Origin of the sequence: Paraburkholderia dioscoreae (genome assembly GCF_902459535.1) — a bacterium.
GTDB classification, from domain to species: domain Bacteria; phylum Pseudomonadota; class Gammaproteobacteria; order Burkholderiales; family Burkholderiaceae; genus Paraburkholderia; species Paraburkholderia dioscoreae.
The window spans coordinates 527,603-541,584 of sequence record NZ_LR699553.1; the positions used below are offsets into that span (position 1 = coordinate 527,603).

Here is a 13,982-nt window from a genome sequence, read left to right on the forward strand (position 1 = left end):
CTGCCGCTGCCGCTGGGCGGGTGTGGCACGGCGCGTTCGTGCCACAAAGCGCATCGAGCAGCAGGTTCTTTTTCTCAAGCAGTTCTCTTTCTTAGCGTTTCTTCGATGTCCACCAGCAGACAGCAACAGGGCCGGCACCAAGGTCATATCGCGCGCAAGCGTTTCGGTCAGAATTTTCTGGTCGACATGGGCGTGATCGATTCGATCGTCGACGTCATCCGGCCGCAGCGCGGCGAGCGCATGGTCGAGATCGGGCCGGGCCTCGGCGCGCTCACCGAACCGCTGATCGAGCGTCTGGCGACGCCGGAAGCGCCGTTGCACGCCGTCGAACTGGATCGCGATCTGATCGGCCGCCTGAAGACGAAATTCGGCGACCTGCTCGAACTGCATGCGGGCGACGCGCTCGCATTCGACTTCGGTTCGCTGGCCGCGCCCGGCGACAAGGCGTCGCTGCGCATTGTCGGCAATCTGCCGTACAACATTTCGAGCCCGCTGCTGTTTCATCTGACGGCGTTCGCGCATTGCGTGATCGATCAGCACTTCATGCTGCAGAACGAAGTGGTCGAGCGGATGGTGGCGGAGCCGGGCACCAAGGCGTTCAGCCGTCTCTCGGTGATGCTGCAATACCGCTACGTGATCGACAAGCAACTCGACGTGCCGCCCGAAGCGTTCAACCCGCCGCCGAAAGTCGATTCGGCGATCGTGCGGATGATCCCGTACGAATTGCATGAACTGCCGGCCGTCGACGAGCGCGTGCTCGGCGAACTGGTGACGGCCGCATTCTCGCAGCGCCGCAAGATGCTGCGTAACACGCTCGCCGCATATCGCGATTCGGTTGATTTCGAAGGGCTGGGCTTCGACTTGCAGCGCCGCGCCGAAGACGTTCCGGTGTCGGAATACGTGCGCGTCGCACAGATCGTGGCGGCCAACAAGGCTTGAGCGGTGGGCGCCGAGGGTTGAACTCCGAACTGGCAGCTTTGACACGCTGGCGCTCGAAGTCGTCCACCGCTGTGGCGGTGCCCGAATTTGTTACCCGTTTCGGCGCGGCCCTAAATCGTCACCCGCTTTGCCGGCGCGTTGACCAGCGCAATGCCGGCCAGCACCAGCACCGCGGCCATCAGAAAACGCAGACTGAACGACTCGCCGAGCAGCAGCACGCCGAAGGTCACGCCGAACAGCGGCGTGAGGAACGAGAACACCGACAGGCGCGACGCGATATAGCGCGTCAGCAACCAGAACCACACCAGATAGCTGACGAACGCCACCACCACGGCTTGATACGCGAGGCTCACCACCGCCAGCGGCGTGACGGTTTCCACGCGCGCCTGGCCGAGTGCGAGTGCAAGCGCGAGCAGGACCGCCGCCGAGACTGTCAGTTGGTAGAACAGCGTCTTGCTGGCGCTCGAATGAGCGAGGCGCGTGGCGCGCACCACCACGGTGGTCGCGGCCCACGCAATGCCGGCCAGCACGCCGAGCACGTCGCCGGCGACACCCGTGAATACCGACCCTTGCGCGGCGTGGCCATGCAGGAAGCCGTCCGCGAATGCGAGCGCCATACCCGCGAACGCCACGAAGATGCCGAGCCACTGAATGCGCCGCATGCGCTCGCCGTCGACGAACCAGTGCAGGCCAAGCGCCGTGAAGCACGGCGCGGTGTACAGAAAGACCGCCATGCGCGACGCGCTGGTCAGCGTCAGGCCGAGAAAAATGCACACGAACTCGCTGGCGAACAGCACGCCCGCGAGCAGGCCGGCGCCAAGGGTGCCGTCGTCGCGAAAGAGCGGCGTGCCGCGTGAGCGCGCCCAGCCCCATACGAGCAGTGCCGCGATCGCCGAGCGCAGGCCGGCCTGAAAAACCGGTGGCAGCGCCACGTTGGTGCTTTTGATCGCGACTTGCTGGAGACCCCAGATCGCGCACAGGCCGATCATCAGGAGGATGGCGACGCTATCCGGGGCGCGGCGTGCGGGCAGTGCAGAGGTGCTCATTGGACGGAGTCGGATCGGGAACAGGTCGTACGATAGCAAACCTGTCCACCTCGCCAACCGATGACCCCACCGCCTACGCGTGCTTCTTACAGGCAGCAAGTTTTTTGCTGATTTCACAACACCCGCGCAACACACCGTCAGACTAATTTCGCACTCTTGCCGTTTCGCGCTAAGGTTCAGCCACAAACGTTTCGTCAGGATATTCGTACCGGCTGCATCCGGTGCGGTGCAAGGCTTCTCAGTACGAAGAATGCGAAGTATAGGCGGACAGCAGCGTGCCGGTTTCGCTGAGGGATCCGCCACGGCAGACGAACCCAAATCCGCGCAATGCGGAGCCTGTACGAGGAAAAGCGATGAAGAACGTAGGCAGGTGGGCCGCGGCGGCAGTGCCTGCGGCGTTGGCGTCGTTGGGGTGTCAGATGGCGCACGCGCAATCCAGCGTGACGCTGTACGGCGTGGTCGACGAGAGTGTGCGCTATCTGACTCACGCCAACAAGGCCGGCGACTCGTCGATCGGACTCGGCAACGGCGGCATGACGCAGAGCCGCTGGGGACTGAAGGGCGTCGAGGATCTGGGCGGCGGATGGTCTACCTTCTTCAAACTCGAAAATCGCATCTATATCAACAGCGGCCAAAGCGATCCCACGCTGCCGTTCTTCAATGAAGCGCAGGTCGGCGTGCGTTCGGATTCCTACGGCCAGATCATTCTCGGTCGTCAGTACAACGTCGTGATCGAAGGCGTCACGGTGGCCGGTTACGGCAGCAATTCCTGGATCCCGTACGACTTCAGCTTTCAACCTGAAGTGACGATGACGGGTGGCATCTGGACCAGCAACCAGGTGCAGTATCAGGCGAAATATAACGGTTTCACGTTCGCGGCCGGTTACGCATTCGGCGGCAATGCGGGGAATTCCTACGGCAGCCAGATCGGCGCGGCCGCGGCTTATAAACCGGAAGGCGGTCCGTTCAGCCTGGGCGGCGCGTATGAAGAGTCGAAAGATTCCGTCAACGGCGCGGCCGCGAAGACGTGGACCTTCGGCGGCGCGTACACGTGGAATCTCACGCGCTTTTCCGCCGGCTACATCGTCAATCAGAACGATGCGGGCTTTTCGAATTTCGCCAACGGGCCGTTCACCGCGCCCGTGCTGGCGGCCCTCAAGTACACGGACTTTGCGCGGCGCCGCATGATCATGGGCGGCATCACGCAACAGGTCAGTAACAAGTGGCACTTTGCCGCGAACATCTGGCGTACGCTGCAGGACGGCAAAACGGCGGCGCAGGACGGCTCCGCCTGGCAGTACCAACTGGTGGCGGACTACAACCTGTCCAGACGCACCGATATCTATCTGGAAGGCGACTATTCGATCTATCGCGGCGATCTGATCGGTGCGCAACTGCAGGGCGTCAACGGCGTCGGGCTTGCGCAAAAGGGCTCGCAGATCGGGTTGATGGCAGGCGTGCGGCATCAGTTCTGAGTACGGCTTTCCGTTTGGCACGCTCTGCAGCGGCGCGTGATTCCGGGTACATTTACGGTCTCGCTATCACGCAACAGGGAGTGCACAATGCGCCTGCTTCACACCATGCTCCGGGTCGGCGACCTGGATCGCTCGATTGCCTTTTACACCGAACTGCTCGGCATGAAACTGCTGCGCCGCGACGACTATCCGGACGGCAAATTCACGCTGGCATTCGTCGGTTACGAAGATGAGCGCGACGGCACCGTGCTCGAACTCACCCACAACTGGGACACGCCTTCTTACGACCTCGGCACCGGTTTCGGCCACCTCGCCGTCGAAGTGGACGACGCCTACGCCGCATGTGACAGAATCAAGGCACAAGGCGGCACGGTCGTGCGCGAAGCCGGCCCGATGAAGCACGGCACGACCGTGATCGCTTTCGTCACGGATCCGGACGGCTACAAGATCGAGTTCATCCAGAAGAAGAAATAAAGCAGGGCGGCGGGGCGAGATCAGATCATGAATAACAGCAATCCCTACTTCAAGGAACTCGACGAGATCCACGTCGAACTCGCGGCCCTGTTCGACGGCTCCGCGGATGAAGGCGCGCTGCAACGAATCATGGCGCGCTTCGCTCCGCAATTCACGCTGGTCATGACGTCAGGCATCGCACTGGATCACGCCGGCTTGCGTGAGACATTCTCGAAGCTGCGCGGCGCGCGTCCAGGCTCGCAAATCAGCATCCGCGACAAGGAGATCGTTGCCGAATATCCGTCAGGGGCGGTGGTGAAATATCGCGAGTATCAGCGCGACAACACCGGCAACGCGAATGTGCGGCGCTCCACGGCGGTGATGGATCGCGACGCGCACGGTAAGGTGACGTGGCGTCATCTGCAGGAAACGTTCTGCTCGGAATGAGCGGGAGAGTGTGACAAGCCGGTGCTTCAGTTTGAAATTGAAGCGCCGGTTTCAAGGCGCGAGGTGCCAGGTGCCAGGTGCCAGGTGCCAGGTGCCAGGTGCGAGGCCCGAGGCCCGAGGCCTTAAAGCGTCGGCAGTAATTCCGGCGGATGCGACTTCAATGTCTGCCGCGCTTCGCGGAATTCCGGAAAAATCGATTCGACGGTTTGCCAGAAACGCGGGCTGTGATTCATTTCACGCAGATGCGCGAGTTCATGAGCAACCACATAATCGATGATGGAAAGTGGAAAGTGAATCAACCGCCAGTTCAGGCGGATCTTGCCGTCACTCGAACAACTGCCCCAACGCGTCGCCGCTGAAGAAAGCGCGTACGCACGATAGTTCACGCCCAGTTTCTCCGCGTAAATCGCGAGCCGCTCGCCGAACAGGCGCTTTGCTTCGCCCTGCAGCCAGCCTTGCACGCGGTCCTTGATCTGCTGCGGGTCCGCTTGCAACGGCAACGGTACTTGCAGTGCCGCGTCTTCCGCGCTGAACGCGAGGATGCCCTGCGGCGAGCCGAGCTTTACGCGCACGGGCTGACCGAGATACGGCACTTCGGCGCCATCTTTCCAGTCGACCTTCGGCAATGCGCGCTGCTCGACACGCGTTTGCCACTCGATCAGCTTCGTGAAAATCCAGCGCTGCTTTTCGGTGATCGCGGTTTCGATATCGGCGAGCGTGACCCAACGCGGTGCGGTGATCGTCAGACCGGTGCTGTCGATCGCAAAGCCGATCGAGCGTCGCGCCGAACGCTTGAGGACGTAATGGAGCGTGCGTGAGCCGATCGCGAGGCTGCGCAGCTTGCTGCCATCCGGTGCGAGCGGCACGGCCGGTTGCTGGCTTCCCGGCGAACTCTGCAACGAGCCAGGCGAAGGTGCGGAAGGTGAAGGGGACGACGACGTCGACCCCGGCTCGGCAAAGAGCGGGAGATCGAGTTGCCGGTTATCGAGCGCCGCGGCGGGCTGCGGCGTAGGAGACTTCTGCATCGGATTCGGCTTCGCGCTAATACGCTTTCGAGGGCGTGGGCGCGTCAGATTGGTGCGGCGGCGGAACTGCTTTCCGCCGCGCGGTACGCGGTAGGATCGATGCGACGCATTTCAGCTTCGATCCACCGTTCGACGCGCGTGTTCACTTCATCGGGCGTGAGCCCCGTCGTCTCGATCGGCTTGCCGATCGACACTGTGACTATACCCGCATATTTGAGAAACGAGTTGCGAGGCCATACACGTCCTGCGTTGTGCGCGATCGGTACGACCGGCGCACCGGTGGCTATCGCGAAACGCGCGCCGCCGGTTTTGTATTTGCCTTGCGTGCCGGTGCGGGTGCGTGTGCCTTCCGGAAACATGATGACCCAGGCGCCTTCCGCCATGCGCGCCTTGCCTTGCCTGATGACGGATTCGAACGCGTACTTGCCTTCCTTGCGATCGATATGAACCATCTTCAGCAGGCCGAGCGCCCAACCGAAAAACGGCACGTACAGCAATTCGCGCTTGAACACGTAGCACAGCGGCCGCGGCATCAACGCCGGAAACGCCAGCGTTTCCCATGCCGATTGATGCTTGGAGAGCAACACGGCGGGGCCGTCGGGGAGGTTCTCCATGCCCTCGATCCGGTAGCGGATACCGTTCAGCCAGCGCACCGTATGCAGCGTGGCGCGACACCAGCCGGCCGCCATCCAGTAGCGGTTGTCGGCGCGCATGAACGGAAATGCGATGAAGCATGCAGTCGCGTACGGCACCGTGAACAGAACGAAGTAGATCAGCAGAAGCAAAGAACGGATGAAGCGCATCGGCGTGGTCAGTGAGGGATGGGGACGCGCTCGGCGCGCGTCACTCTTGAGCGTCGGCGAGGAAGTCGAGCGCGAACGCACGCAGGTCGTCGTGCACAATCGTGCCTTCTGGCAGACCGCCGGCCGCAAGCGTTTTGCGGCCCTTGCCCGTCAGCACCAGGTGAACCGGATGGCCGAGCGCCGCGCCGGCCTGCAGATCGCGCATGGCGTCGCCCACTACCGGCGTATTTTCCGGATCGACCTCGAAGCGCTCGGCGATCATCTTCAGCATGCCGGGCTTCGGCTTGCGGCACTCGCAGTGGTCTTCCGCCGTGTGCGGGCAGAAGAACACCGCGTCGATGCGCCCGCCGACCGCGGCCGCCATGCGATGCATCTTCAGATGCATTGCATTGAGCGCGTTCATGTCGAACAGGCCGCGGCCGATGCCCGACTGGTTGGTCGCGATCGCCACGCGATAGCCAGCCTGGTTCAGACGCGCGATGGCTTCCAGTGCACCGGGTAGGGCAACCCATTCGTCCGGCGACTTGATGAACGCGTCGGAGTCGACGTTGATCACGCCGTCGCGGTCGAGGATCACCACTTTTTTGGTCGGCATGGCGCGGGGCTCAGGCTGCGAGTCGGGAAATGTCGGCGACGCAGTTCATCTGCTGATGCAGTGCGCCGAGCAAGGCCAGACGGTTGGCGCGCAACGCGGGATCTTCGGCGTTGACCATCACGTCGTTGAAGAACGTGTCGACCGGTTCGCGCAACGCGGCGAGCGCGGTCAGCGCACCCGTGTAGTCGCGCGCGGCCAGTTGTGACTGCACGCGCGGCGCGACCTGTTCGAGCTGTGCATGCAAGGCTTTTTCCGCCGCTTCGACGAGCAGCGCGACCTGCACCCCGCCGGTCGCCGCGCCTTCCGACTTCTTCAGGATGTTCGAGATGCGCTTGTTGGCCGCCGCGAGCGAAGCCGCTTCAGCCAGCGATGCGAATTCGCGCACGGCATCCAGACGCGCGACGATATCGTCCAGACGCGTGGGGTTCAGCGCCAGCACCGCGTCGATTTCACCCGGCGCATAGCCGCGCTCGCGCAGCAGGCCGCGCAGGCGGTCCATGCTGAACTCGTAAATGGCCTGCGTCGAATCGACGACGTTCGGCACCGCGGCGAATTGTGCGTAAGCGGTGCGCAGCAGTTCGACGAAGTCGACCGGCAGTTGCTTCTCGACGAGAATGCGCAGCACGCCGAGCGCGTGACGGCGCAGCGCGAACGGGTCTTTTTCACCGGTGGGTTGCAGACCGATGCCCCAGATGCCGACCAGTGTTTCGAGCTTGTCGGCCAGCGCGACGACGGTGCCGGTTGTGGTAGTGGGCAATGCGTCGCCGGAGAAACGCGGCTGATAGTGTTCCGAGCACGCGAGCGCGACTTCTTCCGGCTCGCCGTCGTGGCGCGCGTAGTACGTGCCCATCGTGCCCTGCAGCTCGGGGAATTCGCCGACCATGTCGGTGATCAGATCGGCCTTGGCGAGGCGCGCGGCGCGCTTGGCGAGCGCCACGTCCGCGCCGATCAGTTCGGCAATCGCGCCGGCCAGCGCTTCGACGCGCTCTACGCGTTGCAGTGCCGAGCCGAGCTTGTTGTGATACACGACGTTCGCGAGCAGCGGCACGCGATCGGCGAGCGTCTTCTTCTTGTCCTGCTCGAAGAAGAACTTCGCGTCGGCCAGACGCGGACGCACCACGCGCTCGTTGCCTTCCACGATATCGCCCGGCGTGGACGTTTCGATATTCGACACGATCAGGAAGCGCGAACGCAGCTTGCCGTTCGCATCGGTCAGCGCGAAGTATTTCTGGTTCGTCTGCATGGTGAGGATCAGGCATTCCTGCGGCACTTGCAGGAATTCGTCCTCGAAACGGCACGCGTAGACCACCGGCCACTCGACCAGCGACGTCACTTCGTCCAGCAGCGATTCCGGCATCACGACCTGGTCGCCGTTTGCTTGCGCGAGCAGATGCGTGCGGATGGTCTCCTTGCGATCGGAGAAATTCGCCACTACGCGGCCTTTGTGCAGCAGCGTCTCGGCGTACGAATCCGCGTGCTGGATCTGCACGAAACCTTCGGAGAGGAAACGATGGCCGAGCGTGGTGTCGTCGGCGTCGATGCCGAGCGCGCTCACCGGCACGATCTGTTCGCCGTGCAGCGCGGTCAGCCGATGCGCCGGACGCACGAACTGCACATTGGTGCCGTCCGGGCGCTGATACGTCATGACCTTCGGAATGGGCAGCTTGGCGAGTGTTTCGTCGAGCGCGCTTTGCAGGCCTTCGGCGAGCGTCGCGCCGGGCGCGGCATAGCGCAGGAAGAACGCTTCGGCCTTACCGTCCTGTGCGCGCTCCAGGTCGTTCACCGAGAAATCGGGGAAGCCGAGCGCAGCGAGTTTCTTGGCGAGCGGCGCGGTGGGCTGGCCGTCTTTATCCAGCGCGACGGAAACCGGCAGCACTTTTTCGCGCACGTGTTTTTCCGGCGCAACCGCGCGTACGTTTTTGATCGTGACGGCGAGGCGGCGCGGCGTGGCATAACGTTCGAACGACAATTCGCCTTCGACCAGGTCGCGCGCCGCGAGGCGCTGCGCAATGCCTTCAGCGAAGGCGTCGCCAAGACGCGCGAGCGCTTTAGGCGGCAGTTCTTCGGTCAGCAGTTCGACGAGCAGAGTAGCTTGATGGGGTTGAGTCATTTCTTGATGTTCTCGTCAGTCCTGGTCGATCTTGCGTTCGACTTTCAGCGGCGGCGCCCATGCGGGCATGGCGGCGTCCTGTTCGTCAGTCGTGAGGCCGGGCACGCCGTGCACCGGATTGCCGAGCATCGGGAAACCGAGCTTCTCGCGCGAATCGTAGTAGGCCTGCGCGACCAGCTTCGACAGCGCGCGAATGCGGCCGATGTATGCCGCGCGTTCCGTGACCGAAATGGCGCCGCGCGCGTCGAGCAGGTTGAACGTGTGGCCGGCTTTCAGCACTAGTTCATAGGCGGGCAGGGCGATCTGCGCTTCGATCATGCGCCTTGCTTCGGCTTCGTAGCTGTTGAAGATCGAGAACAGCAACTCGACGTTCGCGTGCTCGAAGTTGTAGGCGGACTGTTCGACTTCGTTCTGATGGTAGACGTCGCCATAAGTCAGGCGACGCAGTTCGGGGCCGTTCGGGCCTTGCTCTTCCCACTCAGTCCAGACCAGGTCGTAGACGTTTTCGACCTTCTGCAAATACATGGCGAGGCGCTCGAGGCCATACGTGATTTCGCCGAGCACCGGTTTGCAGTCCAGACCGCCAACCTGCTGGAAGTAGGTGAACTGGGTCACTTCCATGCCGTTCAGCCACACTTCCCAGCCGAGACCCCAGGCGCCGAGCGTGGGGTTTTCCCAGTCGTCTTCGACGAAGCGCACGTCGTTCTGCTTCAGGTCGAAGCCGAGGGCTTCGAGCGAGCCGAGGTACAGGTCGAGGATATTTTCCGGCGCAGGCTTGAGCACCACCTGGTACTGATAGTAATGCTGCAGACGGTTCGGGTTCTCGCCGTAGCGGCCGTCTTTCGGGCGGCGCGACGGTTGCACGTACGCCGCGCGCCACGGCTCGGGGCCGATCGCGCGCAGGAAAGTATGGACGTGGGACGTGCCCGCGCCGACTTCCATGTCGATTGGCTGGAGCAACGCGCAACCCTGCTTGTCCCAGTAGGACTGCATTGTCAGGATGATTTGCTGAAACGTGAGCATGAAGTGCCTTTCGGGCATGGGGCCGCGCCGTGAACGCCGAAGCGCGCCGGGGTGGCCGTGGAGCGAAGTGCTAAACCAGAGATTTTAACGGAAAGGGAGGGGGGTGTCCGTTTTGCGGGGTGATGAGGTTGATGGGAGCCGTCGAGCGCCCACTTTTTCATTCGGCCAGGATCTGGGTCCAGTCGGTTGTCCCTGGTTGCTCTTTCAGCACTTCCCCTCGTCTGACCGGAAGGCACGGGTGCTGTATTTGTCGTTCTCGTTGTCGCTATCGAAATCGGGTGATATCTGACGGGTGCGTGCGCGGTTTCCTAATGCCGTGAGGGCGACGTGCCGGGCAAAATGTTCGAATAGTTCATTGCCGAGCGGCGATTTCGGATTCAGGTTCTGGAATTGCGTCAATGACTGTGCGGAGCTTAGCGGCTGCCCGAGAATCTAGAGCGCATCTTGCTCCGCATCTGCTTGCCGGGAAGCACGGTGCCCGGCTGTGAAGTGCGAGCCGAATGAATCCGAAGGAGTGAAAAGTATGTTTCAAGATAAAGCAGTGGCACTGGAAGTGAGCAAGCGAATGTTGAAGATAAACGGTTCACTAGACGAGACGATCGCCTTTGTTCAGGCACACTGCTCGAATGAAGAGCTTGAAGATTTCAAACATGCTATGGGAGAGGTCATGTACATGGTGTTCGAAAAGGTACTCATCCCCATATACAAGCGGCACCCGGAACTCATTCCTGAGGGGCAACGGGTAAGCGGAATTACCGACTGAGATATGGAAGGCGTGGTGAGGGGCGATGAGATCCCTTTGCGCCCGGAGCAATGCAGGTCCCTCCGTTACGATGGGAGGGCGCGCTGGACCGACAAGCTGCCCGGCTAAAAGGATGACGAGACGTCCTGGTCCCCAAAGGGGCCAGGACCGAATTGAGACAGGCCGGTCAATACGATCCCGCCAGCCGCCGGAGAACGTCAGTTGGCGCAGAAAAGACCGTGCAAATATATGGTTCGCTAAAGTGCCCGTATGGAGATATGGGGCGAATTCTCGAGCGGAATCACGTCGCCGCCAACTCCACCTTCGGCGAGAACGAATCGCTTTGCGCCACCGGCCAGTACTTCTCGAACAGCGAGTAGCGATAATTGCCGTTGAGCAGATCGTTCGGATCGAGATACTTCAGCAGCTCCGACATCAACTGCACCTCATGCGACGACACGCGCCGCACGATGTGATGCGCGCGCAGTTCAGCCGGATGCTTCAACCCCGCGGCCTGAATGATTTCCTTCAGCGCATGCAGTGTGTTGTGATGGAAATTGAAGACGCGGTCTGCCTTGTCGGGAACCACCAGAGCGCGCTGGCGCACCGGGTCCTGCGTCGCGACGCCGGTCGGGCAGCGCCCGGTGTGGCAGGTCTGCGCCTGAATGCAGCCCACCGCGAACATGAAGCCGCGCGCCGCGTTGACCCAGTCCGCGCCGATAGCGAGCGTTTTGGTGATGTCGAACGCGGTGATCATCTTGCCGCTCGCGCCAATGCGAATACGTTGCCGCAAGCCGATGCCCACCAGCGTGTTATGCACCAGCAGCAGGCCTTCCTGCAACGGCACGCCAACGTGATCCGTGAATTCGAGCGGCGCCGCGCCCGTGCCGCCTTCCGCGCCGTCCACCACGATAAAATCAGGCAGGATGCCCGTTTCCAGCATCGCCTTCGCAATGCCGAAAAATTCCCACGGGTGCCCGATACACAGCTTGAACCCGGTCGGCTTGCCACCCGACAGCGTGCGCAGACGGTCGACGAATTCCAGCAGGCCGCGCGGCGTGGAGAACTCCGAGTGCGTGGCCGGCGAGATGCAGTCGCGGCCCATCGGCACGCCGCGCGTCTCGGCGATTTCCGGCGTGATCTTGGCGGCCGGCAGGACGCCGCCGTGACCCGGCTTCGCGCCTTGCGAGAGCTTCACCTCGATCATCTTCACTTGCGGCTCGGCGGCCTGCTTCGCGAACTTCTCCGCGCTGAAGGTGCCGTCTTCGTTGCGGCAGCCGAAGTAGCCCGAGGCGATTTCCCAGATGATGTCGCCGCCGTGCTCGCGGTGATACTTCGACATCGAGCCTTCGCCGGTGTCGTGCGCGAAGTTGCCTTTTTTCGCGCCGAGGTTCAGCGCCATGATCGCGTTCGCCGACAGCGAGCCGAAGCTCATTGCCGAGACGTTGAAGATCGACATCGAATAAGGCTGCGCGCGATCCGGTCCGACTACGATGCGGAAGTCGTGACTATCGAGCCTGGTCGGCGCGAGCGAGTGGCTGATCCATTCGTGCGCAACGGCCTTGACGTCGAGCTCCGTGCCGTACGGGCGGCTATCGACGTCGTTCTTCGCGCGCTGGTAGACGATGCTGCGCTGGGCGCGCGAGAACGGCTTTTCGTCAGTATCGCCTTCAACGAAATACTGGCGGATTTCCGGCCGGATGAATTCGAACAGGAAACGGAAATGGCCCCACAGCGGATAGTTGCGCAGGATCGCGTGACGCTGCTGTGTCAGGTCGAACAGCCCGAGCGCGACGAGCGCGAGCGGCACGATGATCCAGAACCACGAAATGTGATGCGTGGCGGCGAACGCCGCACAGACCGCGAACAGCGCGGCTGCACACCACATGGCGAGATAACGTCGAGAAAACATGGGAACTCCGGTGCAGTGAGGATCGTCACGGCGGGACCGCCAACGCCGCTGGCGCCAGCGGAATCCGTCGTGAAGGAAAACGGGCGACGGCCTGTCATGGTGACGCGAATGGTGACGCGAGTTGCCGCTTGAAGAGCGAACGCATGGACGCCGCCGAGCAGGTTCAGGCGTGCACGCACAGCGGTGCGCTGCATTGCCGCTCACGGCAATGCTGATCGATTGAATGCATGGTCAACGGGCGGTCAGCAGCGCCGCTTTCTGAGGCTGGCGTGTGACCGGCTGACCGGTCACCGCATGTTCGATGATGCCGCCGCCCAGGCACACGTCGCCATCGTAGAGCACGGCGGATTGCCCTGGTGTGACAGCCCATTGCGCAGTGTCGAAATTCAGTTCGAACAGGCCTTCGCCGGCTCCCGCCGAGCTGAACGTGCACGGTGCATCCGCTTGCCGGTAACGGGTCTTCGCGCCGCAGGCGAAGCCGTCCGCTGGCGGCTCGCCCGCCACCCAGCTCGTGTTGCCCGCGGACAGCGTATGGCTGAGCAGCCACGGATGATCGTGGCCTTGCGCGACGTACAGTGTGTTCGACGGGATGTCCTTGCCGGCCACGAACCACGGCTCGCCGCTGCCGTCCTTGCTGCCGCCGAGGCCGATGCCCTTGCGCTGTCCAAACGTGTAGAACGCGAGGCCGATATGTTCGCCGACCACTTTGCCCTCGGTGGTTTTCATCGGGCCGGGCTTGGTGGGCAGATAGCGATTCAGGAAGTCGCGGAACGGCCGTTCGCCGATAAAGCAGATGCCGGTCGAATCTTTCTTCTTCGCATTGGGCAGCGCGATCTGTTCGGCGATTTCGCGCACTTTGGTTTTCGGAATTTCGCCGAGCGGAAACAGCGTTTTCGACAACTGCGCCTGATTCAGCCGATGCAGGAAGTACGACTGATCTTTCGTATGGTCGAATGCCTTCAGCAGTTCGAAGCGGCCGTTGTTCTCGCGCACGCGCGCATAGTGGCCGGTCGCGATGGTTTCCGCGCCGAGCGATATGGCGTGATCGAGGAACGCCTTGAACTTGATCTCGGCGTTGCAGAGCACGTCCGGGTTCGGCGTGCGGCCGGCCGAATATTCGCGCAGGAATTCGGCGAACACGCGGTCCTTGTATTCGGCGGCGAAGTTGACCGCTTCGACGTCGATGCCGATCAGGTCCGCCACCGAGACCACGTCGATCCAGTCCTGCCGCGTGGAGCAGTACTCGCTGTCGTCATCGTCTTCCCAGTTTTTCATGAACAGGCCGACCACGTCGTAGCCTTGTTCCTTCAGCAGCCACGCGGTGACCGACGAATCGACGCCGCCCGACATGCCTACTACGACTTTCTGCTTGCTCATAAGGTGCTCACTGGGTGCTGCATGACTTCATGGAT

The 13,982-nt window shown here is 62.4% G+C and carries 13 protein-coding genes; 5 read left to right on the forward strand and 8 right to left on the reverse strand.

Annotated elements, in window-relative coordinates:
* Positions 1-105 precede the first annotated feature (105 nt).
* The gene (gene rsmA, locus PDMSB3_RS02450) at positions 106-939 is read left to right on the forward strand and encodes a 16S rRNA (adenine(1518)-N(6)/adenine(1519)-N(6))-dimethyltransferase RsmA (protein ID WP_007179317.1); all 834 of its coding nucleotides are present in this window, start codon (positions 106-108) and stop codon (positions 937-939) included.
* A 110-nt stretch (positions 940-1,049) separates the two neighbouring features.
* Here rsmA and PDMSB3_RS02455 read toward each other — a convergent pair whose 3' ends face one another.
* Positions 1,050-1,985, reverse strand: coding sequence for a DMT family transporter (locus PDMSB3_RS02455; protein WP_007179316.1), 936 nt, complete (start codon positions 1,983-1,985; stop codon positions 1,050-1,052).
* A 353-nt stretch (positions 1,986-2,338) separates the two neighbouring features.
* Here PDMSB3_RS02455 and PDMSB3_RS02460 point away from each other — a divergent pair, with 353 nt between their 5' ends.
* The 3 genes from PDMSB3_RS02460 (at position 2,339) to PDMSB3_RS02470 (ending at position 4,360) form a co-directional block, all read left to right on the forward strand.
* Complete coding sequence (locus tag PDMSB3_RS02460; protein WP_007179315.1) at positions 2,339-3,460, forward strand: porin; 1,122 nt, start codon at positions 2,339-2,341, stop codon at positions 3,458-3,460.
* An 87-nt stretch (positions 3,461-3,547) separates the two neighbouring features.
* Positions 3,548-3,934 (forward strand): lactoylglutathione lyase, encoded by a 387-nt coding sequence (gloA, locus tag PDMSB3_RS02465; protein ID WP_007179314.1) that lies wholly within the window; start codon positions 3,548-3,550, stop codon positions 3,932-3,934.
* Positions 3,935-3,961: 27 nt separating this feature from the next.
* Positions 3,962-4,360: a hypothetical protein gene (locus PDMSB3_RS02470; RefSeq protein ID WP_165184423.1), complete on the forward strand. Its 399-nt coding sequence runs from the start codon at positions 3,962-3,964 to the stop codon at positions 4,358-4,360.
* 122 nt (positions 4,361-4,482) lie between these two features.
* Here the strand turns inward: PDMSB3_RS02470 and PDMSB3_RS02475 are convergent, their stop codons facing one another.
* From PDMSB3_RS02475 to glyQ, 5 genes are read right to left on the reverse strand one after another with little or no spacing between them, the layout of a single operon-like run.
* Positions 4,483-5,385, reverse strand: a complete 903-nt coding sequence (locus tag PDMSB3_RS02475; RefSeq protein WP_165184425.1) for a M48 family metallopeptidase — start codon at positions 5,383-5,385, stop codon at positions 4,483-4,485.
* Between the two features lie 44 nt (positions 5,386-5,429).
* Positions 5,430-6,188, reverse strand: coding sequence for a lysophospholipid acyltransferase family protein (locus tag PDMSB3_RS02480; protein WP_007179311.1), 759 nt, complete (start codon positions 6,186-6,188; stop codon positions 5,430-5,432).
* 40 nt (positions 6,189-6,228) lie between these two features.
* The gene (gmhB, locus tag PDMSB3_RS02485; RefSeq protein WP_007179310.1) at positions 6,229-6,783 is read right to left on the reverse strand and encodes a D-glycero-beta-D-manno-heptose 1,7-bisphosphate 7-phosphatase; all 555 of its coding nucleotides are present in this window, start codon (positions 6,781-6,783) and stop codon (positions 6,229-6,231) included.
* A gap of 10 nt (positions 6,784-6,793) precedes the next feature.
* Positions 6,794-8,893, reverse strand: a complete 2,100-nt coding sequence (glyS, locus tag PDMSB3_RS02490; RefSeq protein ID WP_007179309.1) for a glycine--tRNA ligase subunit beta — start codon at positions 8,891-8,893, stop codon at positions 6,794-6,796.
* A 15-nt stretch (positions 8,894-8,908) separates the two neighbouring features.
* Positions 8,909-9,916 (reverse strand): glycine--tRNA ligase subunit alpha, encoded by a 1,008-nt coding sequence (glyQ, locus tag PDMSB3_RS02495; protein ID WP_007179308.1) that lies wholly within the window; start codon positions 9,914-9,916, stop codon positions 8,909-8,911.
* A 523-nt stretch (positions 9,917-10,439) separates the two neighbouring features.
* Between glyQ and PDMSB3_RS02500 the strand changes: the two genes are divergently transcribed.
* Positions 10,440-10,679 (forward strand): hypothetical protein, encoded by a 240-nt coding sequence (locus PDMSB3_RS02500; protein ID WP_007179307.1) that lies wholly within the window; start codon positions 10,440-10,442, stop codon positions 10,677-10,679.
* A gap of 280 nt (positions 10,680-10,959) precedes the next feature.
* Here the strand turns inward: PDMSB3_RS02500 and PDMSB3_RS02505 are convergent, their stop codons facing one another.
* Together PDMSB3_RS02505 and mnmA are read right to left on the reverse strand one after the other, a co-directional pair.
* Complete coding sequence (locus PDMSB3_RS02505) at positions 10,960-12,570, reverse strand: FMN-binding glutamate synthase family protein (RefSeq protein ID WP_007179306.1); 1,611 nt, start codon at positions 12,568-12,570, stop codon at positions 10,960-10,962.
* A 231-nt stretch (positions 12,571-12,801) separates the two neighbouring features.
* Positions 12,802-13,947 carry a tRNA 2-thiouridine(34) synthase MnmA gene (gene mnmA, locus PDMSB3_RS02510; protein ID WP_165184428.1) on the reverse strand — a complete coding sequence of 382 codons (1,146 nt, stop codon included), beginning with the start codon at positions 13,945-13,947 and terminating at the stop codon, positions 12,802-12,804.
* Positions 13,948-13,982: the final 35 nt, after the last annotated feature.